Source organism: Janthinobacterium sp. FT14W (genome assembly GCF_009208755.1).
Lineage (GTDB): Bacteria > Pseudomonadota > Gammaproteobacteria > Burkholderiales > Burkholderiaceae_D > Janthinobacterium > Janthinobacterium violaceinigrum.
In genome coordinates, this window is record NZ_WFLL01000001.1 from 82,045 (window position 1) to 107,940 (window position 25,896).

The window sequence follows — 25,896 nt, forward strand, 5'->3', positions numbered from 1 at the left end:
AGCACCATGTGGCAAACCCTTATCGTCGCCCTGATCGTTGCTGCAGCGCTGCTGCATTTTTCGACCAAGTACCTGCCGGCGGGCGTGCGCCGCGCCATCGTGCGTGGCCTCGTGCGCTGCGGCCTCGACGAAGCGAAGATGTCGACCTTCTTCAAGGTGGCGCCGGGCTGCGGCAGCGGCTGCGGTTCCTGCGGTTCCTGCGACAGCCCGCCGCCGCCGTCCGCCACGCCGCCGGCCGACGGCAGCAGCAAGCGCGTGATCCTGATGCAGGTGCAGCGCCAGGACTGATCTACGTCTAGCCACGGGCCCGCCTGTCGGCTACACTGGGCTTTCCGCATGGCAAGGAGTGGCAATGGCGATACTGTTGATCTTCATGTTTTTGTTTGCGATCGCTTCCTGGCTGCTGGCCAGCCGGCGCGGCCGCCACGGGGGACTGTGGTTCGGCATCGGCCTGTTCCTGGGGCCGTTTGCCTTGCTGGCGGTGGCGGCCCTGCCGCCCGTGCCGGCGCGCTGACCTTGTATTATTAAAACCCGCCAGCGCGGGTTTTTTTACGCCTGCGCGTCCGCGTGGCGCAGCCGGTACTGGCGCGGCGAGCATGCCATGATGCGCTTGAAGGCGTGGCTGAAGGCGCTGTCCGAATCGTAGCCCAGCGCCTGCGCGATCGATGTCACTGTCGCGGCACTGTCCTTCAGGCGCCGCGTGGCCAGGCGCATGCGCCAGCGCAGCAGGTAATCGAGCGGGGTCACGCCCACCCGGTTCCTGAAGTGCAGGGCAAAGGCGGAGCGCGACTGTCCCGCGACGGCGGCCAGCTGCAGCAAGGTCCAGCGCCGTGCCGGCTGCGCATGCATGGCCTCGATGGCGGCGCGCAGCCGGGGATCGGCCAGCGCGAACAGCCAGCCCACCGGATGCGACGCCTGCGCCTGCAGATACTGGCGCAGCATCTGCAGCAGCATCATGTGGCCCAGGTGGCGCGTCATCAGCGCCGCACCGGGCGCCGTCGCCTGCAGTTCCTGCGCCAGGCGCTGCAAGGCCCAGTGCAGCACGCTGGCCTGGTCCGTATCGCCGCGCACGTGCAGCAGGGGCGGCAGGCAGTCGAGCAGGATGGCCGCCTCGTCGCCAAAGCTGAAACGTCCGCCGATGAGGAAGAAATCGTGTTCCGGCGCGCCGTGGCGGGCCACGCCCTGCTGCGCGTGCCGGTACACCTCCAGCGCCGGCGTGGCCGGCAAGCCGGGCGCGCTGGCCAGGGTAAACGCGCGTCCCGGGGCCAGCAGGAAGCAGTCGCCCGTCTGCAGCGGCACGGGCGCGTCGATGCCGGCGACCGTCAGCCAGCAGCCGCCCTCGATCACGGCGTTGAACTTGATGCCGTCCGGCGGCGGAAAGTCGATGGCCCACGCGCCGCCCGCCTTCAGGCCGGCAAAATAGGAGCTGCGCGTATCAAACAGCGACAGTACATCGGAAAGCAAATCCATGGCGGGTTCCAGTTCTGGACGATGGCGACAGTATCAAGGATTCTACGCCATTCACAGTCCAGAACAGCCCGCGCAAAATACGCATGTCGCCAGCCATCCCGCGCTGGCCCCCCACATGCAGAGGCAGACATGACATACGGCGATCACAGGCAGACTCCCCTTCACACCGGCTTCGGCGCGGCCACCAGCGCCACCGAAGCGCTGGCCGGGCGCACCCTGTCCGGCATGCAGGCCATCGTCACGGGCGGCGCTTCAGGGCTAGGCCTGGAAACGGTGCGCGTGCTGGCCGGCGCGGGCGCCCGCGTGGTGGTGCCGGCGCGCGACCCGCGCCAGGCGCAAGCGGCATTGGCCGGTCTGGCCGGCGTGGAAATCGCCGCGCTCGACCTGCTCGATCCGCAAGCCATCGACTCTTTTGCCGCCGCCTTCCTCGCCTCCGGCCGTGCCCTGCACGTGCTGCTCAACGGCGCCGGACTCATGGCCTCGCCCTTGCTGCGCGATGCGCGCGGCTACGAGGCGCAGTTCGCGACGAATCACCTGGGGCATTTCCAGTTGACGGCGCGCCTGTGGCCCGCCTTGCGGCGGGCGCAGGGCGCGCGCGTGGTGTGCGTGTCGTCGCTGGGCCACCGGCAGGCGGGCGTCGACCTGGACGACCCGCATTTCCTGCGCCAGCCGTACGACAAATGGCGCGCGTATGCACAGTCGAAAAGCGCCAACGCCCTGTTTGCCGTGGAGCTGGACCGGCGCGGCGCGGCGCACGAGGTGCGCGCCTTTTCGCTGCACCCGGGCGCCATCCTGACGCCGCTGGTGCGCCACCTGGACCAGGATGATTTGCGCAGGGTGGGCGCGCTCGACGATGCGGGCCAGGTGAATCCGCCGCCGCAATCGGGTTTCAAGAACGTGGCGCAGGGCGCCGCCACGGCCGTCTGGTGTGCCACCAGCGCGCAGCTGGACGGTCTTGGCGGCGTGTATTGCGAGGATTGCGATATTGCCGCCCTGGTGGCGGACGACAGCACGGGGCCGGGCGTGCGGCGCTGGGCGGCCGACCCTGCGCAGGCGCGCCAGCTATGGGCGCTGAGTGAACAGATGACGGGCGTGCGTTTCGATCCCGGCGCTGCATGAAAAATGCCGGGCGGCGCCCGGCATGTGCAGGAAGGGCGGCGTGGATTTACGCCTGGCCAGCCAGCTTTTCCACGACGGGTGCCAGCGCGGCCGGGCGGCAGCCGAAGGCGGCCAGGCGGCCTTGCGCGTTCGGCGCCAGGTCCAGGTCATACGGCAGGCGGCCCGCCACCAGCCACAGCTTATCGTGCGGCAGGGCGTCGACGAGGCGGCGCTGGCCGTCGACGAACATGGCGTTATACGTCTGCAGCACGATCTGCTGCGCGCCCTGGGCAAACGCGATGGCGGCGTCCACTTCCTCGTCCAGCGCTTCGGCCGACAGGGCGTACTCGCGCACGTCCAGGCCCGCTTCGAGCAGCGCCGGCAGCATCGAGCTGCGCGCTTCCTTGTTGCGGCCCAGCGCCACTTCGTCGATTTCGCTGCGCGAACGCACTTCCACCGTCAGCAGGGTCACGGGCAGGCCCGCGTCCAGCGGGCGGTAGTCGCCCTGCACGCGCAGGGCCGCTTTTTGCAGCAGCTGCGACAGGGCCATGGCGGCCGGCTGCATCAGGGCCGGCGGGTTGAGCGGACGCGCGCGCCAGTCGCGCACGGCGCGGTTGCGCTTGAGTTCAGCCACGCGGGCACAAGCCGCGTCGATGCGCTCCATGGCGATCTCGCCGCTTTCCACGGCGGCGATGACGGCGTCGATGGCCGCCGTCTGCTGCGCTTCGCGGTGAGAAATCAGGACGATGTCGGCGCCCGCCTGCAGGGTGGCGATGGCGCCCTTGGCGATGCCGATGCCGTCGGCAATGGCCGCCATTTCCAGGCAGTCGGTGATGACCACGCCCTGGTAGTTCATCTCGCCGCGCAGCAGGTCCGTCAGCACGCCTTTCGACAGGGTGGCCGGCACGCTGGTGTCGGCTTCGAAGGCGGGGAAGACCACGTGCGCCGTCATGATGGCGTCCACGCCGCCGGCAATGGCTGCGCGGAACGGCGCCAGTTCCACGGCGCGCAGGCGTTCCTTGTCGTGCGGCACCAGGGCCATGGCGTAATGCGTGTCGATGGCCGTGTCGCCATGGCCAGGGAAGTGTTTGGCGGTCACGGCCAGGCCGCTGGCGCGCTGGCCGCGCATGGCCGCCATGCCGTAGTCGATGACGGTGGCGGCATCTTCGCCATACGCGCGCACGCCGATGACGGGGTTGTTGCGGTTGTTGTTGACGTCCAGCACGGGGGCGAGCAGCATGTTGATGCCCACCTGGCGCATTTCATCGCCGCTGATCTGGTTCATGCGTTCGCAGTCCTCGACGGAACCGGCGGCCTGGAAGGCCATCGCCGCGGGAATCGGCGTGACGCCCTGCTCGATGCGCATGACCATGCCGCCTTCCTGGTCGATGGAGATCAGCAGCGGCGTGTCGGACACTTCCGCGTTGATTTCCTGCAGCTCGCGGCACAGGGCCGACACCTGCGCGGGCGTGTGCACGTTGCGGCGGAACAGGATCACGCCGCCCACCTTCTTTTGCTGTATCAGGGTCTTGATATGCCCGTCCGCCTGCAGGGCATCGAAGCCCACCATGAACAACTGTCCTACTTTTTCGCGCAAACCCTGCTCCATGCTGCAACTCCTCCGGTATTCATTCTGATGACGACAAGTCCGTATTGTGGCCCGCGGCGGCGCAATGGAGCGCTCAGCGGAAAGCTGCCTTGGTTTTGATCTTATTTTGGTATTGTATTGGATTCAGGTTTTTGCGCAAGTGGTTATTAAGTGGTATTGCTCCACTTGCGCAACACGGGACTCAGTCGAGGCGCTGGAACGATGCCGCCTGGGCCTTGGGCCAGTACAGGCCGAACACGGGCGGCAGCTGCGGCAGCTGGCTCGGGTCCAGCAACTGGCCCGCTTCCAGGAAGGGCAGCAGGGCCGAGGCCAGTTTCACCTGGTTCGGCGAGATGCGCCGCACCAGGTGATGCGGGCGCAGCTCCTGCGGATGGGCCAGGCCGGCGGCGGCGATCAGTTCGGCCAGCGCCTTCATGGTGTTCTGGTGGAAGTGCGCCACGCGCGAGATCTTGTCGGACACCACCAGCGCGCGCTGGCGCTGCGGGTCTTGCGTGGCCACGCCCGTGGGGCAGCGGTCCGTGTGGCAGCTTTGCGACTGGATGCAGCCCAGCGCGAACATGAAGCCGCGCGCCGAATTGCACCAGTCGGCGCCCAGCGCCAGCAGGCGGGCGATGTCGAAGGCCGTGATGATCTTGCCCGAGCAGCCGATCTTGATCCGGTCGCGCAGGTTGGCACCCACCAGGGTGTTATGCACGAGCACCAGCGCTTCCTGCAGCGGCGTGCCCACATGGTCCGTGAATTCCAGGGGCGCGGCGCCCGTGCCCCCTTCACTGCCGTCGACGACGATGAAGTCGGGCGTGATATCCGTTTCCAGCATGGCCTTGACGATGGCGAAAAACTCCCACGGATGGCCGATGGCCAGCTTGAAGCCCGTCGGCTTGCCGCCCGACAGATTGCGCAGGCGGTCGATAAAGTGCAGCATTTCCAGTGGCGTGGAAAAGGCGCTGTGCGCGGCCGGCGAGACGCAATCCTCGCCCACCATCACGCCGCGCGTGGTGGCGATTTCGATGGTCACTTTCGGGCCGGGCAGCACGCCGCCGTGGCCCGGCTTGGCGCCCTGCGACATCTTCAGCTCGATCATTTTCACTTGTTCGGAGCTGGCGTTGGCGATGAAGCGTTCTTCCGAAAACGTGCCGTCCTGGTTGCGGCAGCCGAAATAGCCGGAACCGATTTCCCATACCAGGTCGCCGCCGTTTTCGCGGTGATACGGGCTGATGCTGCCTTCGCCCGTGTCGTGCATGAAGCCGCCGCTGCGCGCGCCGCCGTTCAGGGCCAGGATGGCGTTGGCCGACAGGGCGCCAAAGCTCATCGCCGAGATATTGAAGACGCTGGCCGAATACGGCTTTTCGCGCGGACAGTCCGGGTGGTTGCCGATCTCGATGCGGAAGTCGTGGCCCGTGACCTTGGCGGGGGCGATGGAATGGTTGATCCATTCATAGCCCGCTTCATACACGTCGAGCTGGGTGCCGAACGGGCGCTTGTCAGTCTGCTCCTTGGCGCGCTGGTAGACGATGCTGCGCTGGCTGCGCGAGAACGGCGTCGCCTCGCTGTCGCTTTCCAGGAAATACTGGCGGATCTCGGGGCGGATGCTCTCGAAGAAAAAGCGGAAATGCGCGAGGATGGGGTAGTTGCGGCGCAGGGCGCGCTTGGTTTGCAGCAGGTCGCTGATGCCGACCAGGGTCAGCGCACCGGCCAGCACGGGCAGCCAGTAATGGTCATAGTAAAACAGGGACAGGACAAAGATGGCTGCCGTCGCAATGAAGGTCAGGTAGCGAAATGGTACTAGGTGCATGGGCACTCCGGTGAAGTCAGACTGATAACTGATGAGTGTACCGGTGATTTGTAGATCTTGCTGACTGGGAAAGTGTACTGTCAGAGCGACGCTATCCGTACGTGCGACACCTGACAAAACCGTAGCGAGCGGCAGCGCTTTGTGGCCGAGAAGCGCAACCGTACCTATAGTACGGTGAGCATCGCCGGCCGCAAAGCGCGACGCGCAGTAGGTTTGGTCAGGTGTTCACCGTTGTGCGGCGCGGATGCGCTCGACGCGTTCGGCGCTGGCCGGATGGCTCGACAGGTATGGCGTGCCGCCATCGAGCTTGCCCAGCGCGACAAACACTTGCGCCAGGTGTTCCAGGGGAATGCCGTTCTGGCGCAGCATGGCAATCGCGTAGTCGTCCGCGTCGCGTTCCACGTCGCGCGAATACTTCAGGTCCAGCAGCAGCGGCGGCAGGGTCGCCACCACCGTCGAGACGTCGCCGAACAGCAGTGCCGCGCCGGCGCCCACGGCCGAAGTCTGGATGATGCGCCGCGTCAGGTGGCGCTGCTGCAAATGCCCCAGTTCATGCGCCAGCACGCCCATGATGGCCTCGTCGTCCGGCAGCAGTTCGATCATTTCATCGGTCAGCACGATGTCGCCGGACGGCAGGGCAAACGCGTTCGGGCCGATCTTGCTCTTGCGGAACACGATGCGGTGCTCGGGCATGCTGTCGCCAGGCGTGGCCAGGCGGGCGAACTGGGCCCGCAAGGCTTGCTGGCGCGCCCCATCGAGCTTGCTGGGGGCGAACACATGGCGGTCCAGCATGTCGAGCACGCCCTGGCCCAGCTGCCGTTCGACCGACTGCGGCAGGGCATACGCCACGCCCTTGGCCGCCAGCGGCAGCAGGTATTGATAGCAGAGCCACAGGGCGACGATGGTGGCCGCCGTGGCCAGCAGGGCGCCGCGCCAGCTTTGCTGCAGCCGCACCACCCAGCCGTCGCGGTGGCCCGTGTCGTGCAGCAGGCTGTTGAAGGCCGCCTGGTCGGCGATTTCCAGGTAGGCGCCGTCGGCAAAGCTGACCTTGCGCACGGCGTGGCTGCTGCGTTCGGACACGTGCAGCTCGTCCAGGGGGCAGCTGCGCTCGATGTCGCCGGCCAGCACGGCCTGGCCATCGCGCACGCTGAGCGTCACGTGGTACAGGCGCGAAGTCTGGCCGTCGAAATAGCGCGCGGGCACGGGGGCCGCGCCCGGCGCGTGGTGATCGGGCGTCATGCTACAGCGACAGGTCGAAGTCCAGCAGGTCGACCATGCCTTCGCCCGTGGCCGACACTTGCTGGCCCGTGGCGGCGACAAACTCGTCCAGGCTGCCATGCACCAGCATGGATGTCGCTTCCAGGCGGTACTTCAGCCAGCGCACGTGGGCGAACGGCGTAAACAGGCCCAGGGTGACGACGATGCCCAGCAGATTGCTCAGCATGACGAAGGTGGTGCGGCCCCAGGTCAGTTGCGACTGGAACTGGTGCTGCTGCAGGCGCGTATGGTTCCAGATCAGGTTCTGGATCATGGTCAGGAACAGCGGCAGCACGGTGAACGCCCACAGGTACAGCGCGCCGACGGCCAGCAGCAGGCTGCCCACCTTGGTGCTGTCATTCGCATTGGCGGCAAACGAGGCGAACACGCCGCCGAAGACGAGGAAAATCAGCACCAGCAGGCCGCCCAGCAGCAGCGCGAAGAACAGCAGATAGGTCTTGTAGAAGCTGCCGACCGTGGCGTCGAAGCTGAAATGGGTGGTGCCGAAACGGCTTTGCGTATGCTGGAAACGCTTCAGGCGCTGGTGCAGGAACGGCGTCATCAGGCCGCCCGTGAAGGTATTCAGGATAGGCAGCCACAGGAAGTACTTGTAGGCTTCCCCGGCGCTGCCGCCAAAGCCGAAGCGGATGCCCCGGTAGCTGGTGTTGTACAGCTTGAATTGCAGGCTTTTCCAGACCAGCCAGGGCAGGATGGCGGCCATCAGCACCAGCATGATCAGGCCGACGATGGGCGAGACCTGGAAGGCGATGTTGTAGCCGGCGATCAGCACCACGGCCGCGATGCGGCCTTTCAGGATGGCGACGGCGTTGCCGTGGTATTCGAAGCTGCCGCCCGCCAGGTGGGTGCTCGAATAGAAATAGCGGTTGCGGCGCACCTTGGCCCAGGCAGAGTAAATGCCCAGGGTGACAATGCTCAGCAGCAGGTTGACGATCCAGATCCGGAAGTATTCGCTGCCGGTGGCGCTGAAGGTGATGGCTTCGCGTTGGGCGCTGTTGTTGACGTCGACATCCACGGGGAAAATCCTTACTTATTGGAAACAAAACAAGATAAGGGAATATGGGATAGTTATCAATTGAAAATACTGTTTTTCGCAATTTCTTTTTGCGCATCTTTATGCGCTGTCCGATCCGGCCGTCCCGGCTATACTGGAACTCAACCATTGTCTAACGGGAAAACCATGATCGTCGTCCACCATCTGAACAATTCGCGCTCGCAGCGCGTGCTCTGGCTGCTCGAGGAACTGGGCCTCGACTACGAGGTCAAGCGCTACCAGCGCGACCCGAAAACCATGCTGGCGCCCGCGTCCTTGAAGGCCGTGCATCCGCTGGGCAAGTCGCCCGTGATCACGGATGGCGCCAACACCGTCGCCGAATCGGGCGCCATCATCGAGTACCTGGTCGAACGCTACGGCAATGGCCGTTTGATACCGGCGGCGGGCACGCCGGACAAGCTGCGCTGGACCTACTGGCTGCATTTCGCGGAAGGCTCGGCCATGCCGCCGCTGCTGCTGAAGCTGGTATTCGACAAGGTCGAATCGTCGCCCATGCCGTTTTTCGTGAAACCGATCGCGCGCGGCATCGCCGGCAAGGTCAAGCACAGCTTCATCCTGCCGAATATCCACAGCCAGCTGGCCTACATGGAAGCGGAACTGGAGAAAACCAAATGGTTTGCCGGCAATGAATTCACGGCGGCCGACATCCAGATGAGCTTTCCGCTGGAAGCGGCAGCCATGCGCGGCGGACTTGACGAGCGCCTGCCCAAGCTGACGGCCTTCCTGCAGCGCATCCATGCGCGGCCAGCCTACCAGCGCGCGCTCGAACGGGGCGGGCCCTACGATTTCGCCAAATAAGGGGCATGCAGGGACGATGTGCGGGGAACCATACGGTAAAATGCCCGATTCAACCAGTATCCACTTACCGCATGGCCAGACTCCTCGCTATCGACGGCTTGAATATCGTACGCCGCGTCTACGAAGCCAGTCCTGAACCCGATTCCGACCTGAAGGCGGAGATCGCGCTGCGCCATGCGCTGTCGTCGTTCCGCACCCTCATCAACGACCACGAGCCGACGCACATCCTGCCGGCCTTCGATTTTGGCGGGCCCACCTGGCGCCACGCCCTGTATGCGGGCTACCGCGAAGGGCGCCAGCCCATGCCGCAAGTGCTGCGCGACGCCTTGCCCGGCTTCTATGCCACCCTGGCCAGCTTCGGCATGCATGTGGTCAGCATTCCCGAGGTCGAGGCCGACGACGTGATCGGCACGGCCGTCATGCGCTGGCTGCACGAGGGGCGCGGCGCGGCCGTCATCGCCACCACCGACAAGGATCTGCACGGCCTGATCGCGCACGGCGCGCTCGTGTGGGACCATTTCAAGGGCGTCTGGCACGACCATGCCTGGGTCGAGAAAAAGTTCGGCGTGCCGCCGGAACTGCTGCCCGACCTGCTGGCGCTGATGGGCGACGTCACCGACAGCATTCCCGGCGTGTCGAAGATCGGCCTGAAGACGGGCGCGAAACTGTTGCGCGCCTACGGCAATATCGACGCCGTGATGGCGGGCGCGGGGATTTTGCCCGGCGCGCTGGGCGAAAGCCTGCGAAAAGAGCGGGAAATACTGTATCTTTCAAGAAAGTTGGTAGAACTCAAGACGGACGTGACCCTGGGTGTCACCTGGAACAAGCTGGTCTGGGAAAAGTGATACCCGGCGCAAGACAAGAATAATCAAGCAAGGAAAGTAATCATGATGTTAAAGACAGTCCTGATCGATAGCAGCGCCGTGGCGCGGGGCCTGCTGAACACGGTCCTGACCGATGGCGGCTACGATGTCTGCGGGCAGACGCACACCAGCGCGCTGGGACTGGCGCTGCTGGTCAAGCACCACCCGCATTTCGTGTGCATTGCGCGCGAGCAGGTGGAAGACGGCAGCAACGTGGTGCAAACCATCCGCACCCAGTATCCGAAGACGCTCATCTTCATGGTGTCCGGCGGCATCGACGCCGCCTCGCTGCAGGCCGCCCATGCGATGGGCGTGTCGGGCTTCATCGTGAAACCCTTCATGGCCGACACGGTCCTGAAAACCGTGCGCAATACGGTGATCGCCATGGTACGCAAGCAGCAGGCCCTGGCCGCTGCTGCGCAGGGCAACTCCTAGCTGCCGGCCAAACCCGTGGCGCTGGCGATGATGCCGCCGCCCAGGCACACGTCGCCGTCGTACAGCACGGCCGACTGGCCGGGCGTGACGGCCCATTGCGCCTGGTCGAAGGCCAGGCCGAACAGTTCATTTCCATCCGGCAGCAACTGGCAAGCCACGTCGGCCTGGCGGTAGCGCGTCTTGGCGCTCAAGGCGCCCGCCTGCGGCGCCACGCCGGCCACCCAGCTGGCCTGGTCGGCGCTCAAGGCGGGCGACAGCAGCCACGGGTGGTCATGCCCCTGCACCACCCACAAGGTGTTGTTGGCGATATCCTTGCGCGCCACATACCAGGCGTCGCTGCTGCCATCGGCATTCTGGTACGACTTCACGCCGCCGATGCCGATGCCCTTGCGCTGGCCCAGCGTATAGAAACTCAATCCCACGTGTTCGCCCACCGTCTTGCCGTCCGCCGTTTTCATGGGGCCCGGCTTGTACGACAGGTAGCGGTTCAGGAATTCGCGGAACGGGCGTTCGCCGATGAAGCAGATGCCCGTCGAATCCTTCTTCTGCGCGTTCGGCAAACCCAGTTTTTCGGCGATCTGGCGCACTTGCGTCTTCGGGATTTCACCGAGCGGAAACAGGGTCTTGGACAGCTGCGCCTGGTTCAAACGGTGCAGGAAATAGCTCTGGTCCTTGCTGGCGTCGACGGCCTTGAGCAATTCGTAGCGGCCCGCGTCCGTCGGCGCCTGGCGCACGCGCGCATAGTGGCCGGTGGCGATCAGGTCGGCGCCCAGGGTCATGGCGTGGTCGAGGAAGGCCTTGAACTTGATTTCGGCGTTGCACAGCACGTCCGGGTTCGGCGTGCGGCCGGCCTGGTACTCGCGCAGGAAATCGGCGAACACGCGGTCCTTGTATTCGGAAGCAAAGTTGACGGCTTCGATGTCGACGCCGATCACGTCGGCCACGCTGGCCGCGTCGATCCAGTCCTGGCGCGTGGAGCAGTATTCCGAATCGTCGTCATCTTCCCAGTTTTTCATGAACAGGCCGATGACTTCATAGCCTTGTTCCTTCAGCATCCATGCCGCGACCGAGGAATCGACCCCGCCCGACATGCCGATAACGACTTTCTTCTTGCTCATCTTGCTTTCCAGTTACTTTAATAATATGGCAATGCGTGTTGCTATGCGCTATTGAAAACGGACGCATGCGTGTGCAGCAGGGCCAGCGGCGCGCGCCGGCCAGCCAGGTATTCGTCCACGCACTGCAGCACCAGGGGGCTGCGGTGGCGTTCCTGGCACGCGGCCAGCTCGTCGCGCGTCATCCACAGGGTGCGGATGATGCCTTCGTCCAGCGGGCGGTCATGCTCGGCGCCGGCCGTGCCGCAAAAGGTGAAGCGCAAATAGGTCACGTCCTCGCCCGTGCGCAGTGACTGATAGCGCGACATGTACATGCCGACCAGTGCCGTGGGGATGAAATCGTAGGCCGCTTCCTCCAGCGTTTCGCGGATCACCGCCTGCTCCAGCGACTCGAACGGGTCGAGATGGCCGGCTGGCTGATTCAGCTTGATGCCTTCGCTGGTCTCTTCTTCAATCAGTAAAAACAGGCCGTCGCGCTCGACGATGGCGGCAACGGTGACAGAGGGTTTCCAGATTCTCGGCATGATTCCATCCTTGAAAGAGCCGACATTTTATCTTGTTCTGCGCGCGCGGTTTGAACCCGGCCTTTTGTTGCGCGGACATATTGATAAATGACAACGTTTTAGCAAATAGCGGTGGGAGGTACTTACGTCTTTCCCTGGGAGCGCACTAGCATGGGGGCTTTGGCGGCAAGATGGCAGGAAGCGCCCGCTAATATAGGCTTTCCCTGTGGTCAAAACAAGCGGGCACGCACGCTCGACTGTGGTGAGATTGACACAACTTTCCCACCATATGGTCGCCGCGCCGCATGGTGAAACGCATCGGGGGATGCTGGTGAAATTAGTGTCGTACGACTAAAAGTTGCTGGTTCACAAACGTTTAACGCGCTGCTTTCCGTGTTAGATTCTAGTCAGTTTATCAATTAGCGGAGGCATCATGAGGATAGGCATACCGGCCGAAACACGGCCTGGTGAAACACGGGTGGCAGCAACGCCCGAGACAGTCAAGAAGCTGGCAGCCAAACATCAAGTCGTCGTGCAGTCGGGAGCGGGCCTGCAGGCCTCGATTCCCGACGATGCGTATGCCGCCGCCGGCGCGCAGATCGGTAGCGCCCAGGAAGCCTATGGCTGCGCCATCGTGCTCAAGGTGCGCGCGCCCGATGCCGGTGAACGTGCCCTGATGGCCAGCGGCACGGTGCTGATCGGCATGCTGAACCCGTTTGACGCGGACAATATCGCCGCCATGGCCACGGCCGGGCTGTCCGCCTTCGCCCTGGAAGCCGTGCCGCGCATCACGCGCGCGCAGTCGATGGACGTGCTGTCGTCGCAGGCGAACATCGCCGGCTACAAGGCCGTGCTGGTGGCGGCCAATACCTACCAGCGCTTCATGCCCATGCTGATGACGGCGGCCGGCACCGTGAAGGCGGCCCGCGTGCTGATCATGGGCGTGGGCGTGGCAGGCCTGCAGGCGATCGCCACGGCCAAGCGCCTGGGCGCCGTCATCGAAGCGTCCGACGTGCGTCCGCCCGTCAAGGAACAGGTGGAATCCCTGGGCGCCAAGTTCCTCGACGTGCCTTTCCTGACCGATGAAGAAAAGGAAATCGCCAAGGGCTCGGGCGGCTATGCGCGCGCCATGCCGGCCGACTGGATGCGCCGCCAGGCCGAACTGGTGCACGAACGGGCGAAGCTGGCCGACATCATCATCACCACCGCCCTGATTCCCGGCCGCGCCGCGCCCGTGCTGATTTCCGAAGAAACGGTAAAGGCCATGAAACCGGGCTCCGTCATCGTCGACCTGGCCGTGGAGCAGGGCGGCAACTGTCCCCTGTCCGAACTGGGCAAGACGGTGCTCAAGCATGGCGTGTATATCGTGGGCGAGCCGAACCTGGCGACCCTGGTGGCGGCCGATGCCTCGGCCCTGTACGCGCGCAACGTGCTGGACTTTTTAAAGCTCATCATCGACAAGGACGACCAGCTGCTGATCGACCGCGAGGATGAAATCATCAAGGCCAGCCTGGTGTGCGCGGACAGCGCGATCTTGCGCAAGTAAGTTACGCAACCAAGCTACGCAACCAAGCTACGAAAATCACGCGGCACCGGGAGAGAACCACATCATGGAAATCAGTCACACCATCATTAACCTGATCATCTTCGTGCTGGCCATTTATGTCGGCTACCACGTCGTCTGGACCGTCACGCCGGCGCTGCACACGCCGCTGATGGCCGTTACCAATGCCATTTCCGCCATCATCATCGTCGGCGCCATGCTGGCGGCCGGCCTGACGGAAGGCCCGCTGGCGCAGGCGGCCGGCACCCTGGCCGTGGCGCTGGCCGCCGTCAACGTGTTTGGCGGCTTCCTCGTCACGCAGCGCATGCTCGAGATGTTCCGCAAAAAAGAACCGAAGGCCAAGCAAGGAGCAAAAGAATGAGTCATGCCATGAGCTTCGTCACCATGAACCTGGTGACGATGATGTACCTGATCGCCTCGGTGTGCTTCATCCAGGCCTTGAAAGGGCTGTCGTCGCCGTCGACGGCGCGCCGCGGCAATGCCTTCGGCATGAGCGGCATGGCGATTGCGGCCGTCACCACCGTGGCGCTGATCCTGAAACTGAAGGAACAGCAGACGGGCGGCATGGGCCTGACCCTGGTCGTCATCGGCATCGTCACGGGCGGCGCCATCGGCGCCTACCTGGCGAAAACCGTGGAAATGACGAAAATGCCGGAACTGGTGGCGGCCATGCATTCGCTGATCGGCCTGGCGGCCGTCTGCATCGCCGTGGCGGCCGTGTCCGAGCCGTGGGCCTTCAATATCGCCAAGCACGGCGAGGCGCTGCCCATCGGTAACCGTTTCGAACTGTTCATCGGCACCTTTGTCGGCGCCATCACCTTCTCCGGTTCGGTGATCGCCTTCGGCAAGCTGTCGGGCAAATACAAGTTCCGCCTGTTCCAGGGCGCGCCCGTCAGCTTCAAGGGCCAGCACATGCTCAACCTGGTGCTGGCGCTGGTGATGATCGCCCTGGGCCTGGTGTTCTGCTTTGCCGACGGGGTGGAACCGGCGTGGACGCCGTTCATCGTCATGGCCGTCATCGCCTTTGCGCTGGGCGTGCTGATCATCATCCCCATCGGCGGCGCCGACATGCCGGTGGTGGTGTCCATGCTCAACAGCTACTCGGGCTGGGCCGCGGCCGGCATCGGTTTTTCGCTGAATAACTCGATGCTGATCATCGCCGGCTCGCTCGTCGGTTCGTCCGGCGCGATCCTGTCGTACATCATGTGCAAGGCCATGAACCGCTCGTTCTTCAACGTCATCCTCGGCGGCTTCGGCGGCGATGCGCCGGCGGCCGGCGTGGCGGGCGCGCAGGAGCAGCGCCCCGTGAAATCGGGTTCGGCCGACGATGCCGCCTTCATCATGGGCAATGCGGAAACCGTCATCATCGTGCCCGGCTACGGCCTGGCCGTGGCGCGCGCGCAGCACTCGCTGAAGGAACTGGTGGAAAAGCTCACGCACAAGGGCGTCACCGTCAAGTATGCGATCCACCCCGTGGCGGGACGCATGCCGGGCCACATGAACGTGCTGCTGGCCGAGGCGGAAGTGCCATACGACCAGGTCTTCGAGATGGAGGACATCAACGGCGAATTCGGCCAGACGGACGTGGTGCTGGTGCTGGGCGCGAACGACGTGGTGAACCCGGCGGCGAAGGACCCGAAATCGCCGATCGCCGGCATGCCGATCCTGGAAGCGTATAAAGCCAAGAGCATCATCGTCAACAAGCGCTCGATGGCGTCCGGCTATGCGGGCCTGGACAACGACCTGTTCTACCAGCCGAACACCATGATGGTGTTTGGCGACGCCAAGAAGGTGATCGAGGATATGCTGAAGGCCGTCGAGTAAGGCCCCCCCTTGCGTCAGTGAAGATGGCCCGCCTTGCGCGGGCCGTTTTTTATGGGACGGCCGGCGCCGCGATGACCTGGTTGCGCCCCTGGTGCTTGGCCGCATACAGGGCCTTGTCGGCATCGGACATGGCCGCATCCAGGCTGGCGCCGGCCATCAGGGACGCCACGCCGATGCTGATGGTGACCTGCAGCTGGCGGCCGTCGGGCAGGGGGGTGATGGCGGCGGCCACGGCTGCGCGGATGCGTTCGGCCACCTGGTGCGCCTGCTGCACGGTCGCGTCGGGGAACAGCAGGCCGAATTCCTCGCCGCCCAGGCGCGCGGCCACGTCGGTGATGCGTCCCGTGTCGCGCAGCACCTGCGCCACCGTGCGCAGCACGGCGTCGCCCACGGCATGGCCATGGCGGTCGTTGATCTTCTTGAAATGGTCGAGGTCGGCCACGCCCACGGTCAGTGCGGCGCCGCTGCGCGCCGCGCGCGCCATCGCCTGCTCGGCCTGCGCTTCATAGGCGCGCCGGTTGGGCAGCGACGTCAGCGCATCGTGCAGCGCCTGCTGTTCCAGCTGCGCCAGCAGGCTGGCGTTTTTTGCCGCCAGTTCGCGCCGTTCGCGCACGTCGAGCAGAAAGGCGCCGAAATAGCGCAGGCCATCGACCACGCCCAGGTCCAGCGCCTTCATCTCGATGGGGATCAATTGCGTGTCGCGGTGGCGGATGGCGAATTCGCGTATCTTGCCCAGCACGCTGGAGGTGCGCGAGCTGCGGATGTAGTTGATCACGTGGTTGTCGTGCTGCGCGCCGACGGCGTCGGGCAGCAGGCCGTTCAGGGTCTGGCCCAGCAGTTCTCCGCTGGCATAGCCCGACAAGGCCTGCATGGCGCCATTGATGTAGCGGATGCGGCACTGCTCGTCGATGATGATGACGGCGTCGAGGGCGTCTTCCAGCAGGCGGGAAAAAAGGACTTCGGGAAGGGCGGCAGGCGGTGCTGCGGGCAATGCATCTGTCATGGAACGGTCGCCAAAAGCCAGGTGACAGCCATTGTCGCATCCGCGGGCCGTTTACTCCATGCCCGATCTCCCGCCTGTTTCTTTTTCGCCCGTGCTCTTTCCTTATTGTTAAGACTCAGCGGCGGCCGTACATCATCAGTTCCGCCAGGCCTTTGCGGGCCGGGCTGAAGGCGTCCAGCAGGCCCAGCGACAGGCCCAGCAAGCCCTGCGCAGGGGTATTGCCCGTGAAAATGCGCGCCATGGTGTCGGTCACGCGCACGGTCAGCCCCCGGTCGCCCTGGCGCAGGCCGGCGTAGCGTTCCAGCGCGGCGGGGCTGGCATCTTGCGCCAGCACGCGGGCCAGTACGGCGGCGTCGCGCAAGCCCAGGTTCAGGCCCTGTCCCGCCACCGGGTGCAGGGTTTGCGCCGCATTGCCGATGGCCACCGTGCGCGCCGTGCCGCCCGCCTGGGCGTTCAGGCCCAGCGGATAGGCCAGGCGCGCCGTCGCGTGGGTAAAGCATCCCAGGCGGCTGCCGAAGGCGGCGCCCAGGCGCGCCAGGAAGGCCGTGTCGTCGAGCGCCAGCAATTGCTCGGCGCGCGTGGGCGGCACGCACCACACCAGCGCGTAGCCGTCGTCCTGCGGCAGCAGGGCCAGCGGACCCTCATCGGTGAAGCGCTCATACGCGCGGTGGGCGATGGGGCTACTGGTGCGCACATGGGCAATGATGGCGCTTTGGCCATAGTCGCGGCTGACGGCGCGTTCCTGCTGCTGGCCGAACAGGCCGCCCTCGGCCTGCACCAGCAGGCTGGCGCACAAGCTGGACGCGGCGCCCGCCTGGTCGATCTGCACGCTCACGCCGTCGGCGTCTTCCACGCTGCCCGTCACCAGCGCCGGGCGCAGGCTGGCCACGCCCAGGTGTTCGCAGACGTCGGCCAGCGCGCTGACGACGGCGCCGTAGCGGGCCACGTAGCCGAGCGCCTCGACGCCATGTTCGCTGCGGTCCATCAGGCTGCGCCCGAACTGGCCGCGGCGCGAGACGTGGATCTGGTGGATGGGCGTCGCTGCCACGGGCCAGGCGCCCGCTTCCTCGAGAATCTGGCGGCTGCCGTGCGACAGCGCGATGGTGCGCGGGTCGCGCCTGGCCTGTTCGATGGACTTGGCGTCGAGCAGGGCGATGCCGGCGGCGCGGCTGCCGCGCTGCACCAGCAGGGCGGCCAGCGCCATGCCGACGGGGCCGGCGCCGCAGATGGCGAGATCGAAAGTGGACGGTGTATGCATGCGGCGGGGTTAATCCTGTGACATCAGTTGTTCGATTTCAGCGACGCTCCTGGGCGCCGTGCTGAAGACTTCATGGCCTTGCGGCGTGACCAGCACATCGTCTTCGATGCGGATGCCCGTGTGCCAGAACTGCTCCGGCACGCCCGCGCCCGGACGCACGTAGATGCCCGGTTCCACCGTCAGCACCATGCCTGCTTCCAGCGCGCGCCACGGCTTGCCGGGCGCGCCCGTGTCGCGGTAGGCGCCCACGTCGTGCACGTCCATGCCCAGCCAGTGGCTGGTGCCGTGCATGTAGAAGGGCAGGTAGGCCTTGTCGGCGACGACGTCCTGCGCGCTGCCGCTCTTTTGCCGGTCCAGCAGCTGTAAATCCAGCATGCCCTGCGCCAGCACCTGCACGGCCGCCTCGTGGATGGCGCTGTGCGGCAAGCCGGGGCGCACCATGTCCAGCGCCGCCTGCTGCGCGGCCAGCACCAGCTCATACAGGTCACGCTGCGCGGGGCTGAAGCGGCCGTTGACGGGCCAGGTGCGCGTGATGTCGGAGGCGTAGCCATCGAGTTCGCAGCCCGCGTCGATCAGCACCAGTTCGCCCTCTTTCAGGAGCGCGTTGTTGGCGCTGTAATGCAGGATGCAGGCATTGTCGCCGCCGGCCACGATGGAGGAATACGCGGGAAATTGCGCGCCGCTGCGGCGGAATTCATACAGCAGCTCCGCTTCCAGCGCATATTCGTGCATGCCGGGGCGCGTGGCGCGCATGGCGCGCGCGTGGGCCGCGCTGGAAATGGCGGCCGCGCGGCGCATCAGTCCTTGTTCCTGCGGGTCTTTCAGCAGGCGCATGGCGTCGAGCATGCCGTTGATGTCATGCGCGATGGATGGCGCCGTGATGCCGCTGCGGGCTTTTTGCCGCACATTGTGCAGCCAGACCTTCACCTGCGCATCGAGGCTGCCGCCCAGCGCATAGTAGATGGCGGGGGCGTCGGCCAGCAGGCGGCCCATTTCCACGTCGAGTTCCTCGATGGGGAAGGCGCTGTCAAAACCGAAGGTGATGCGCGCCGCCTCGGGGCCGTGGCGAAAGCCGTCCCATATTTCGCGCTCCGTGTTCTTGGCGCGGCAAAACAGGATGGTGCGCGCGGGCGCCGTGGCGCTGGCGGCCACCAGCGCCACGGCGCTGTCGGGTTCCGCAAAACCGCTGAGGTAATAGAAAGAGCTGTCGTGGCGGTACGGATAGTCGCAATCGCTGTTGCGCGGCACTGCGGGCGCCGTGGCGAGGATGGCCACGCTGCCCGGCAGCATCTGCGCCAGCAGCGCGGCGCGCCGTGCCGCGTAGTTGGCCATCATGCCGCAGGCGCCTTTGCGCTCACGCCGTTGAGGGCGTCGAGCTGCTTTGGGGTGCCCACATTGGTCCACTCGCCCGGATAGACTTCGCCGCCCACGCGGCCTTGGTCCGCGTAGCGGCGCAGCACATCGCCCAGCCTGGCGTGGCTGCCCGGCGTGATGCCGTCGAACATCTCGGGACGGTACACGCCGATATTGGCGAAGGTCCACTTGGTCTCGTCCGTATTGTTGATCGAGAACAAAGTCAGGCCGAAGTCGCCCTGCGGATGGAAGTCGGGATTGGGTACCAGGTAGGTCCAGGCGATGTCGCGCTGGTCGGCCGGATACGGCGTGCCCAGCACATCCTTGTCGGCCAGCACGTCGAGCACTTGCGTGAAGTCGAAATACGGGCAATAGATGTCGCCGGAAATGGCGAGGAACGGTTCCTCGCCCAGCAGGTGGCGCGCCTGGGCGATGCCGCCCGCCGTTTCCAGCGGCGTGCTTTCCGGCGAATACGCGATGCGCGCGCCATACGCGCTGCCGTCGCCCAGGGTTTCCTCGATCAGGTGGCCCAGGTGGGAATGGTTGATGACGATCTCCGTGATGCCGGCGCGCACCAGGTTCAGCACATGCCAGACGATCAGCGGACGGCCGCGCACTTTCAGCAGCGGTTTGGGACAGGTATCGGTGAGCGGACGCATCCGTTCACCGCGGCCTGCGGCAAAGATCATGGCTTTCATGGGTAGTCGTTTTCTGTTTTGTTCGGTAATTGTTGCGTGGCGTGAGCCGCACAATAAGTTAATTCTGCAGTAGCGACAGCTGACAAAACCGTAGCGAGCGGCAGTGCTTTGTGGCCGAGAAGCGCAACCGTACTGTAGTACGGTGCGCATCGCCGGCCGCAAAGCGCGACGCGCAGTAGGTTTTGGCGGGTGTCATCAGAAGGTATAGCCGACTTGCGGCGTCTTGTTTTCCAGCGCGTCCAGCAGGCGCACCAGCGGCTTGAGTTCCGTGTAGCGGTTGGCCGTCTTGCGCACGTAGTCGAGCACGGTTGGCAGGTCGCCCATGTACAGGTCCTTGCCGTCGCGGTAGTTCAGGCGCGCGAACAGGCCGAGGATTTTCAGGTGGCGCTGCAGGGCCGTGAATTCGAAATCGCGGTAGAAGGCGTCGATATCGGGATTCACCGGCAAGCCCAGCTGCTTGGCGCGCTGCCAGTAGCGGATCACCCAGTCGAGCACCAGCTCTTCATCCCACTGGATGTAGGCGTCGCGCAGCAGCGAGGCGATGTCGTAGGTGACGGGACCGAAGACGGCGTCCTGGAAGTCGAGGATGCCGGGATTGGGGAGGGAAGCATCGTTGATGTGCATCAAATTGCGCGAATGGTAGTCGCGGTGCATGAAGACTTGTTGCTGCGACAAGATGTTCGCCGTGATGGCTTCGAAGACCTTGTCCAGCTGGGTTTGTTGCACATCCGTCAAGGTGGCGCCCAGGTGCTTGCCGATAAACCATTCCGGGAACAAATTCATTTCGCGCAGGATGAAGGCGCGGTCGAATTCGGGCAAGACGTCGGGCTGGCTGGCCAGCTGGATTTTCATCAGGGATTCCAGCGCTTCGGCGTACAGCACGCTGGCATTGTCGTGGTTCAGCGCGTCCAGGTAGGTGGTGGTGCCCAGGTCGGAGAGCAGCAGGAAGCCATTGTCCAGGTCTTGCGCGATGATCTCGGGCACGGAGACGCCGGCGCCTTTCAGCAAGCCGGCCACCTTGACGAAGGCGGGCACGTTTTCGCGCTCGGGCGGCGCATCCATGGCGATCAATGTACTTCCTGGCAATGTTGTGTTGCCTGGCAGCACGTCGAGACGGTAGTAGCGGCGGAAGCTGGCGTCGCTGGAAGCGGGGCGGGCGGAATCGGGCGAAACGAGGTTCAACGGGGCCAACCAGGCTTTCAACAGGGTCAGGCGAGCGTCGGCGGAGGCCGGCGCGGCAGGGGAATTGGGGGAGAATGACATTAAGCGGCCTGTGGAATCGGGTTGATGGTGCAGATTCCCATATAATAAGGGATTCAAATCAAAAAATCGCCTGTCAATGGTGCTTGCCCCTTCCAATTCATGAGCTGGTTTTCGGCCTCCCCCCCTTCGCAGCGCTGGGCTTTCGCCATCAGCGCGCTCGTCGCCGCCACGACGGTGCCTGTCCACGCCCAGAAAGCACCGCGTCCCGTGCATGTGGAAGATCCCGACGCGCCCACCGTCATGACGGCGAACAGCATGAACGGACGGCCGGAAAGGGAGATCAATCTCGACAAAAATGTCGTGATTGAGCGTGGAAAAACCACAAAAATGACGGCCGATACAGCTTGTTACAAACAAGTTGAAGATCAGTTCGATGCCGAGGGCCATATCAAGATGTGGCGTTTCGGCGATTACTACACGGGCGACGTGCTGAAGCTGAACATGGAGACCGGCAAAGGTTTCCTGCTCAACCCGACGTACCGTTTCGAAGTGGGCGGCGGCCAGGGCAAGGCCGAGCGCGTCGACTTCATCAACCCCGACGAAGCCAATGTCATCGACGGCACGTACAGTACCTGCGAAGGGCCGAATCCCGACTGGTACCTGAAATCGAGCACCTTGAACCTCGATACGGGCCGCGACGTGGGCACGGGCAGCAAGACCATCATCTATTTCATGGACGTGCCTATCCTGGGCACGCCTGGCATCTCGTTTTCGCTGTCGGGCGCGCGCCGCTCGGGCTGGCTGGCGCCCACGCCGGGCTTTGCCTCGAAGAACGGTTTCGAGCTGCTGGTGCCGTATTACGTGAACATCGCGCCGAACCGCGACCTGACCCTGTTCCCCCGCTACATACAACGGCGCGGCATCCAGCTGGGTGCGGCGGGTCGCTACATGGGCGAGACGGATGCCGGTCTGTACAGCGGTGAAACGTCGTTTGAGTTCTTGCCTAACGACAAGCAAACCAAGACCAACCGCTACCTGATCAAGTCCAAGCACGAGCAGGCGCTGGCCAAGGGCTGGACCTACGGCTGGGATCTGCGCGAGGCGTCCGACAATAATTACCCGAACGATTTTTCGAAAACCGTCGCTTCCGCCACCGAGCGCCAATTGCTGCGCGAATTGCGCACCGATTACCGCACCGAGGACTGGAGCCTGACGGCGCGCGTGCAGAATTACCAGGTGCTGCAAGACCCGGATGCCGTCAAGGACCCCAGCCTGACCGTCACGCGGCCGTATGACCGCTTGCCAGCAGTGAACTTCCACGCCGGCAAGTACGACGTGTGGGGCGGTTTCGACTGGACCTTCGACGCGGAAGCGACGCGCTTCGCGCACCCGACCCTGGTGCAAGGATCGCGCCTGGTGGCCGTGCCGCAGGTGAGTTTCCCCATCGTCCGTCCCGGCTACTTCGTCACGCCCAAGCTGATGCTCAATGCCAGCGCGTATCAGCTCGACAACGACGCCAGGACCAAGGCATTGTTCCCGACGACCTCGTTTACGCGCGCCGTGCCGACCTTCTCGGTCGACAGCGGCCTGGTGTTTGAACGCGACACGAACCTGTTTGGCGCCAAGGGCGGCACGCAAACCCTGGAGCCGCGCCTGTTCTATGTCTACACGCCCTACCGCGACCAGTCGCAGTTCCCGAACTTCGATACGGCGGCCGGCACGTTCAACCTGACGCAGATCTTCTCGGAAAACCGCTTCGTTGGCAGCGACCGCATCGGCGACGCCAACCAGGTGACGGCCGCCCTGGTCTCGCGTTTCCTGCAGCCGGACGGCACGGAGCGCATGCGCCTGACCTTCGGCCAGCGTTTCTACTTTGCCGACCAGCGCGTGCAGCTCGATTCGAGCACGCCCGTCAACCAGTCGCGTTCCGATATCCTGCTGGCCGCAACGGGCCGCGTGTCCGAGACTTGGACCGTGGATAGCCTGGTGCAGTACAATCCCAGCGATCGCCAGTTGATGAGCTCGACGTACACCTTGCAATATCAGCCAGGGGCGAAGAAAGTATTGAACTTCAGCAACCGTTTCCTGCGTAACAACATACGCAATACGGAAGTGTCGACGCAATGGCCGTTGACGGACCGCTTGTATGGCGTGGGACGCATCAGCTACTCCTTGCAGGACCGGCGCATGCTGGAAAGCCTGGTCGGCCTGGAATACAAGGGTGATTGCTGGGTCTTCCGCATGGGGGCGCAGCGTTTCGTGACGACGGCCAATACGGTCTCGACACCGATCTTCTTCCAGCTGGAGCTGACGGGGCTGTCGAATGGCCTGGGTCTGGGCGCGAACGGACTGGAAACATTTACAAAAACCATCCCTGGTTACCAGGCACTGAGCCAGCCACTCCGTTAAGATAGGCACCGTTGCCGCCGCCGGTGTTCCCGGCGCTGGCGCAAACCGGTTTTTTTATTCACCTGAACTCATGAGCGCTCTACACATTATGCGTAATGCCAGTATGCACCAATTCAAAATTGCAACGGTTTTGTTGTGCGCCATTTCCGGCGCCACGACCAGTAGTGTCTGGGCGCAACAGGCTGCGCCAGCTCCTGCGGCCACCCCCGCGGCTGCACCCGCTGCCGCACCGGTCAAGGGCTTCACGCCCCCGGCGTCCAGCAGTGGCCAGACCATCGATTCCATCGCCGTCGTCGTCAATGACGATGTGATTACGCGCAATGAAGTGGCGGCCCGTATCAAGAGCGTGGAGCAGCGCATGAAGGCGCAGAACGTGCCCTTGCCCGATCCTGCCGACCTGCGCCGCCAATTGCTGGAGCGCATGATTGTCGAGCGCGCGCAAATGCAGCTGGCCAAGGAAATGGGCGTGCGCGTGGATGACCTGACCCTGGACCGCGCCATCGGCCGTATTGCTGAACAGCAAAAAATGACGGTGCAAGACCTGCGCAACCAGATGGAAAAAGAGGGCACGCCGTTTGCGACCTTCCGCGAAGAAATTCGTGATGAAATCATCATGCAGCGCCTGCGCGAGCATGAAGTCGACGCCAAGATCCAGATTTCCGATTCCGAGGTGGATAACTTCCTGGAAGCGGAAAAAGCGGCGGCCAGCGAGCAAGTCGAGCTGAACCTGGCGCAGATTCTCGTGCGCATTCCGGAAAACTCCAGCCCCGAACAGATCGCCGCACGCCGCGCGCGCGCCGAAGAAGTCAGCCGCCAGCTGCGCACGGGCGCCGATTTTGCCAAGATGGCCGCCAGCTATTCCGACGCCAGCGATGCGCTGAGCGGCGGCGATATCGGCTGGCGCAATAGCGACCGTTTGCCGCCCCTGTTCACGGAACAGCTGGTGAAACTGAAGCCGGGCCAGATCACGCCCATCATCAAGAGCAACACGGGTTTCCACATCCTCAAGCTGGTGGATCGCCGCAGCGCGGCCGAGGCGCAAGCCGTGGCTGCCGTGCAGCAGACGCACGCGCGCCATATCTTGCTGAAAATAAGCCCGACCCTGTCGGCGGCCGAAGCCAAGCGCAAATTGTCGGAATTGAAAGAGCGTCTCGATAACAAGGCCGCCAAGTTCGAAGACCTGGCCCGTTTGTTCTCGAACGACGGCTCGGCGGCCAAGGGCGGCGACCTGGGCTGGCTGTATCCGGGCGACACCGTGCCGGAATTCGAAACGGCGATGAATGCGCTGAAACCGGGCGAGGTGAGCGAGCCGATCGAGTCGAGCTTTGGCTTCCACCTGATCGAAGTGCTGGAACGCAAGAGCGACGATGTCTCGAAAGAGAAGCAACGCAGCGCCGCGCGCAACGCCTTGCGCGAACGCAAGCTGGAAGAAGCGACGGAAAACTGGGCGCGCGAAGTGCGCGACCGTGCCTACGTCGAATTCCGCCCGGACGACCAGTAATGTTGCCGACTATTTGCGCATGAGTAACTTGCCTGTTGCACGCCGCCCGGCCATCGCCATCACCTGTGGCGAACCGGCCGGTGTCGGCCCGGAAATTTCGATCCGCGCCGCCTGGGCCATGCGGCATGAAGTCAACGCCATCCTGCTGGGCGACGCCGCCTTCCTGGCGCTGACGGCCAGCCTGATCGACCCGGACATCCGCCTGGCGGCGCTGTCGCTGCAAGCCGTGCGCAACAGCGGCCTGCCCCAGTTCGGACCGGGCCGCCTGGCCGTGATCGATATTCCCACTGTCAACAATGTCATTCCGGGCGTGCTGGACAAGGAAAACGGGCGCTCCGTGCTCGCGGCCCTGGATGCGGCCGTGGAAGGTATCCAGGCCGGCTGGTTTGGCGCCATGGTCACGGCACCCTTGCAAAAAAGCACGATCAACGACGCGGGCGTGGCTTTTTCCGGCCATACGGAATACCTGGCAGAAAAAACCGGCACGCCGCAAGTGGTGATGATGCTGGCCGGCGAACCCGGCCATGGCGAACCGACCCTGCGCGTGGCGCTGGCCACCACGCATCTGCCATTGAAGGACGTGTCCGCCGCCATCACGATGGACAGCCTGGCCGTCACGCTCGATATCATCGCGGCGGACCTGCAACAGAAATTCGGCATCGCCGCACCGCGCATCCTGGTGACCGGCCTGAACCCGCACGCGGGCGAGGGCGGGTATCTTGGGCGCGAGGAAATCGATGTCATCGCCCCGGCCATTGCCGCGGCGCAAGCGCGCGGCATCGATGCGCGCGGACCGTATCCGGCCGACACCCTGTTCCAGCACAAATACCTGGCCGATGCCGATTGCGTGCTGGCCATGTACCACGACCAGGGCTTGCCCGTGCTGAAATACGCGACCTTCGGGCGCGGCATCAATGTCACGCTGGGCTTGCCGCTGATCCGCACCTCGGTCGACCATGGCACGGCGCTGGATCTGGCCGCACAAGGGCTGGGACTGGCTGATTGCCACAGCATGGAGCAGGCCCTGCAAACGGCGCTCGGCATGCTGCGCGCCAGCAGCCGCGCCTGATA

The 25,896-nt window shown here is 64.5% G+C and carries 24 protein-coding genes; 12 read left to right on the forward strand and 12 right to left on the reverse strand.

The annotated features are described in order from the left end of the window. Window positions 1-6: 6 nt before the first annotated feature. Window positions 7-288 (forward strand): hypothetical protein, encoded by a 282-nt coding sequence (locus tag GCN74_RS00340; protein ID WP_070220612.1) that lies wholly within the window; start codon window positions 7-9, stop codon window positions 286-288. A gap of 64 nt (window positions 289-352) precedes the next feature. Then, window positions 353-514, forward strand: a complete 162-nt coding sequence (locus GCN74_RS28620) for a hypothetical protein (RefSeq protein WP_193316916.1) — start codon at window positions 353-355, stop codon at window positions 512-514. Between the two features lie 35 nt (window positions 515-549). Here the strand turns inward: GCN74_RS28620 and GCN74_RS00345 are convergent, their stop codons facing one another. Next, window positions 550-1,470 carry an AraC family transcriptional regulator gene (locus GCN74_RS00345; RefSeq protein WP_152254813.1) on the reverse strand — a complete coding sequence of 307 codons (921 nt, stop codon included), beginning with the start codon at window positions 1,468-1,470 and terminating at the stop codon, window positions 550-552. 129 nt (window positions 1,471-1,599) lie between these two features. Here GCN74_RS00345 and GCN74_RS00350 point away from each other — a divergent pair, with 129 nt between their 5' ends. Then, the gene (locus GCN74_RS00350; protein ID WP_152254814.1) at window positions 1,600-2,589 is read left to right on the forward strand and encodes an oxidoreductase; all 990 of its coding nucleotides are present in this window, start codon (window positions 1,600-1,602) and stop codon (window positions 2,587-2,589) included. A 46-nt stretch (window positions 2,590-2,635) separates the two neighbouring features. Here GCN74_RS00350 and nagZ read toward each other — a convergent pair whose 3' ends face one another. The 4 genes from nagZ to GCN74_RS00370 form a co-directional block, all read right to left on the reverse strand. Further along, window positions 2,636-4,177, reverse strand: coding sequence for a beta-N-acetylhexosaminidase (nagZ, locus tag GCN74_RS00355; protein WP_152254815.1), 1,542 nt, complete (start codon window positions 4,175-4,177; stop codon window positions 2,636-2,638). Between the two features lie 181 nt (window positions 4,178-4,358). Next, window positions 4,359-5,969: an FMN-binding glutamate synthase family protein gene (locus GCN74_RS00360; protein WP_152254816.1), complete on the reverse strand. Its 1,611-nt coding sequence runs from the start codon at window positions 5,967-5,969 to the stop codon at window positions 4,359-4,361. A gap of 225 nt (window positions 5,970-6,194) precedes the next feature. Next, on the reverse strand, window positions 6,195-7,208 hold the full coding sequence (locus tag GCN74_RS00365) for a M48 family metallopeptidase (protein WP_152254817.1): 1,014 nt from the start codon (window positions 7,206-7,208) through the stop codon (window positions 6,195-6,197). A gap of 1 nt (window position 7,209) precedes the next feature. Further along, on the reverse strand, window positions 7,210-8,259 hold the full coding sequence (locus tag GCN74_RS00370; RefSeq protein ID WP_226938795.1) for a YjgN family protein: 1,050 nt from the start codon (window positions 8,257-8,259) through the stop codon (window positions 7,210-7,212). A 165-nt stretch (window positions 8,260-8,424) separates the two neighbouring features. On the opposite strand from GCN74_RS00370, the gene GCN74_RS00375 reads away from it, so the two are divergent. From GCN74_RS00375 to GCN74_RS00385, 3 genes are all read left to right on the forward strand, one after another. Continuing rightward, complete coding sequence (locus GCN74_RS00375; RefSeq protein WP_152254819.1) at window positions 8,425-9,096, forward strand: glutathione S-transferase; 672 nt, start codon at window positions 8,425-8,427, stop codon at window positions 9,094-9,096. Between the two features lie 71 nt (window positions 9,097-9,167). Next, entirely contained in the window at window positions 9,168-9,941 is a 774-nt protein-coding gene (locus GCN74_RS00380; protein ID WP_034745632.1) for a 5'-3' exonuclease, read from the forward strand. Window positions 9,942-9,986: 45 nt separating this feature from the next. Then, window positions 9,987-10,394: a response regulator gene (locus GCN74_RS00385; protein WP_152255128.1), complete on the forward strand. Its 408-nt coding sequence runs from the start codon at window positions 9,987-9,989 to the stop codon at window positions 10,392-10,394. Here the strand turns inward: GCN74_RS00385 and mnmA are convergent. Next, window positions 10,391-11,512, reverse strand: a complete 1,122-nt coding sequence (mnmA, locus tag GCN74_RS00390; RefSeq protein WP_152254820.1) for a tRNA 2-thiouridine(34) synthase MnmA — start codon at window positions 11,510-11,512, stop codon at window positions 10,391-10,393. The two genes, GCN74_RS00385 and mnmA, sit on opposite strands and share 4 nt — an antisense overlap. 41 nt (window positions 11,513-11,553) lie before the next feature. Beyond that, window positions 11,554-12,033: an NUDIX hydrolase gene (locus GCN74_RS00395; RefSeq protein WP_010401817.1), complete on the reverse strand. Its 480-nt coding sequence runs from the start codon at window positions 12,031-12,033 to the stop codon at window positions 11,554-11,556. A 412-nt stretch (window positions 12,034-12,445) separates the two neighbouring features. Here GCN74_RS00395 and GCN74_RS00400 point away from each other — a divergent pair, with 412 nt between their 5' ends. The 3 genes from GCN74_RS00400 to GCN74_RS00410 all read left to right on the forward strand — a co-directional run bounded on the left by GCN74_RS00400 (window position 12,446) and on the right by GCN74_RS00410 (window position 15,400). After that, window positions 12,446-13,558 carry a Re/Si-specific NAD(P)(+) transhydrogenase subunit alpha gene (locus tag GCN74_RS00400; RefSeq protein ID WP_152254821.1) on the forward strand — a complete coding sequence of 371 codons (1,113 nt, stop codon included), beginning with the start codon at window positions 12,446-12,448 and terminating at the stop codon, window positions 13,556-13,558. A gap of 64 nt (window positions 13,559-13,622) precedes the next feature. Further along, entirely contained in the window at window positions 13,623-13,937 is a 315-nt protein-coding gene (locus GCN74_RS00405) for an NAD(P) transhydrogenase subunit alpha (protein WP_152254822.1), read from the forward strand. Window positions 13,938-13,945: 8 nt separating this feature from the next. After that, window positions 13,946-15,400: an NAD(P)(+) transhydrogenase (Re/Si-specific) subunit beta gene (locus GCN74_RS00410; RefSeq protein ID WP_152255129.1), complete on the forward strand. Its 1,455-nt coding sequence runs from the start codon at window positions 13,946-13,948 to the stop codon at window positions 15,398-15,400. Between the two features lie 49 nt (window positions 15,401-15,449). Here the strand turns inward: GCN74_RS00410 and GCN74_RS00415 are convergent, their stop codons facing one another. The 5 genes from GCN74_RS00415 to GCN74_RS00435 form a co-directional block, all read right to left on the reverse strand. Next, on the reverse strand, window positions 15,450-16,403 hold the full coding sequence (locus tag GCN74_RS00415; RefSeq protein WP_152254823.1) for a GGDEF domain-containing protein: 954 nt from the start codon (window positions 16,401-16,403) through the stop codon (window positions 15,450-15,452). A 115-nt stretch (window positions 16,404-16,518) separates the two neighbouring features. After that, a complete protein-coding gene (locus GCN74_RS00420; protein WP_152254824.1) occupies window positions 16,519-17,661 on the reverse strand; it encodes an FAD-dependent monooxygenase in 1,143 nt (380 codons plus the stop codon). Window positions 17,662-17,670: 9 nt separating this feature from the next. Further along, on the reverse strand, window positions 17,671-18,993 hold the full coding sequence (locus GCN74_RS00425) for an aminopeptidase P N-terminal domain-containing protein (protein WP_193316933.1): 1,323 nt from the start codon (window positions 18,991-18,993) through the stop codon (window positions 17,671-17,673). Continuing rightward, window positions 18,993-19,712 (reverse strand): N-acetylmuramate alpha-1-phosphate uridylyltransferase MurU, encoded by a 720-nt coding sequence (murU, locus tag GCN74_RS00430; protein ID WP_152254826.1) that lies wholly within the window; start codon window positions 19,710-19,712, stop codon window positions 18,993-18,995. The genes GCN74_RS00425 and murU overlap by 1 nt, the downstream gene beginning before the upstream one ends. Window positions 19,713-19,907: 195 nt before the next feature. After that, window positions 19,908-20,975, reverse strand: a complete 1,068-nt coding sequence (locus GCN74_RS00435) for an aminoglycoside phosphotransferase family protein (protein WP_152254827.1) — start codon at window positions 20,973-20,975, stop codon at window positions 19,908-19,910. Between the two features lie 99 nt (window positions 20,976-21,074). Here GCN74_RS00435 and GCN74_RS00440 point away from each other — a divergent pair, with 99 nt between their 5' ends. The 3 genes from GCN74_RS00440 to pdxA all read left to right on the forward strand — a co-directional run bounded on the left by GCN74_RS00440 (window position 21,075) and on the right by pdxA (window position 25,894). Continuing rightward, complete coding sequence (locus tag GCN74_RS00440) at window positions 21,075-23,324, forward strand: LPS-assembly protein LptD (protein ID WP_152254828.1); 2,250 nt, start codon at window positions 21,075-21,077, stop codon at window positions 23,322-23,324. Window positions 23,325-23,412: 88 nt separating this feature from the next. Beyond that, entirely contained in the window at window positions 23,413-24,825 is a 1,413-nt protein-coding gene (locus GCN74_RS00445; RefSeq protein WP_152254829.1) for a peptidylprolyl isomerase, read from the forward strand. 19 nt (window positions 24,826-24,844) lie between these two features. Further along, window positions 24,845-25,894 (forward strand): 4-hydroxythreonine-4-phosphate dehydrogenase PdxA, encoded by a 1,050-nt coding sequence (gene pdxA, locus GCN74_RS00450; RefSeq protein WP_152254830.1) that lies wholly within the window; start codon window positions 24,845-24,847, stop codon window positions 25,892-25,894. The last annotated feature ends 2 nt before the right edge of the window (window positions 25,895-25,896 follow it).

Coding starts and splice junctions, on each gene's coding strand:
- GCN74_RS00410 (WP_152255129.1), top strand. CDS start 13,946: ATGAGCTTCGTCACCATGAACCTGGTGACGATGATGTACCTGATCGCC.
- mnmA (WP_152254820.1), bottom strand. CDS start 11,512: ATGAGCAAGAAGAAAGTCGTTATCGGCATGTCGGGCGGGGTCGATTCC.
- GCN74_RS00420 (WP_152254824.1), bottom strand. CDS start 17,661: ATGCATACACCGTCCACTTTCGATCTCGCCATCTGCGGCGCCGGCCCC.
- GCN74_RS00375 (WP_152254819.1), top strand. CDS start 8,425: ATGATCGTCGTCCACCATCTGAACAATTCGCGCTCGCAGCGCGTGCTC.
- pdxA (WP_152254830.1), top strand. CDS start 24,845: ATGAGTAACTTGCCTGTTGCACGCCGCCCGGCCATCGCCATCACCTGT.
- GCN74_RS00445 (WP_152254829.1), top strand. CDS start 23,413: ATGCGTAATGCCAGTATGCACCAATTCAAAATTGCAACGGTTTTGTTG.
- GCN74_RS00425 (WP_193316933.1), bottom strand. CDS start 18,993: ATGGCCAACTACGCGGCACGGCGCGCCGCGCTGCTGGCGCAGATGCTG.
- GCN74_RS00435 (WP_152254827.1), bottom strand. CDS start 20,975: ATGTCATTCTCCCCCAATTCCCCTGCCGCGCCGGCCTCCGCCGACGCT.
- nagZ (WP_152254815.1), bottom strand. CDS start 4,177: ATGGAGCAGGGTTTGCGCGAAAAAGTAGGACAGTTGTTCATGGTGGGC.
- GCN74_RS00350 (WP_152254814.1), top strand. CDS start 1,600: ATGACATACGGCGATCACAGGCAGACTCCCCTTCACACCGGCTTCGGC.
- murU (WP_152254826.1), bottom strand. CDS start 19,712: ATGAAAGCCATGATCTTTGCCGCAGGCCGCGGTGAACGGATGCGTCCG.
- GCN74_RS00380 (WP_034745632.1), top strand. CDS start 9,168: ATGGCCAGACTCCTCGCTATCGACGGCTTGAATATCGTACGCCGCGTC.
- GCN74_RS00340 (WP_070220612.1), top strand. CDS start 7: ATGTGGCAAACCCTTATCGTCGCCCTGATCGTTGCTGCAGCGCTGCTG.
- GCN74_RS00365 (WP_152254817.1), bottom strand. CDS start 7,208: ATGACGCCCGATCACCACGCGCCGGGCGCGGCCCCCGTGCCCGCGCGC.
- GCN74_RS00395 (WP_010401817.1), bottom strand. CDS start 12,033: ATGCCGAGAATCTGGAAACCCTCTGTCACCGTTGCCGCCATCGTCGAG.
- GCN74_RS28620 (WP_193316916.1), top strand. CDS start 353: ATGGCGATACTGTTGATCTTCATGTTTTTGTTTGCGATCGCTTCCTGG.
- GCN74_RS00400 (WP_152254821.1), top strand. CDS start 12,446: ATGAGGATAGGCATACCGGCCGAAACACGGCCTGGTGAAACACGGGTG.
- GCN74_RS00405 (WP_152254822.1), top strand. CDS start 13,623: ATGGAAATCAGTCACACCATCATTAACCTGATCATCTTCGTGCTGGCC.
- GCN74_RS00440 (WP_152254828.1), top strand. CDS start 21,075: ATGAGCTGGTTTTCGGCCTCCCCCCCTTCGCAGCGCTGGGCTTTCGCC.
- GCN74_RS00345 (WP_152254813.1), bottom strand. CDS start 1,470: ATGGATTTGCTTTCCGATGTACTGTCGCTGTTTGATACGCGCAGCTCC.
- GCN74_RS00360 (WP_152254816.1), bottom strand. CDS start 5,969: ATGCACCTAGTACCATTTCGCTACCTGACCTTCATTGCGACGGCAGCC.
- GCN74_RS00385 (WP_152255128.1), top strand. CDS start 9,987: ATGTTAAAGACAGTCCTGATCGATAGCAGCGCCGTGGCGCGGGGCCTG.
- GCN74_RS00415 (WP_152254823.1), bottom strand. CDS start 16,403: ATGACAGATGCATTGCCCGCAGCACCGCCTGCCGCCCTTCCCGAAGTC.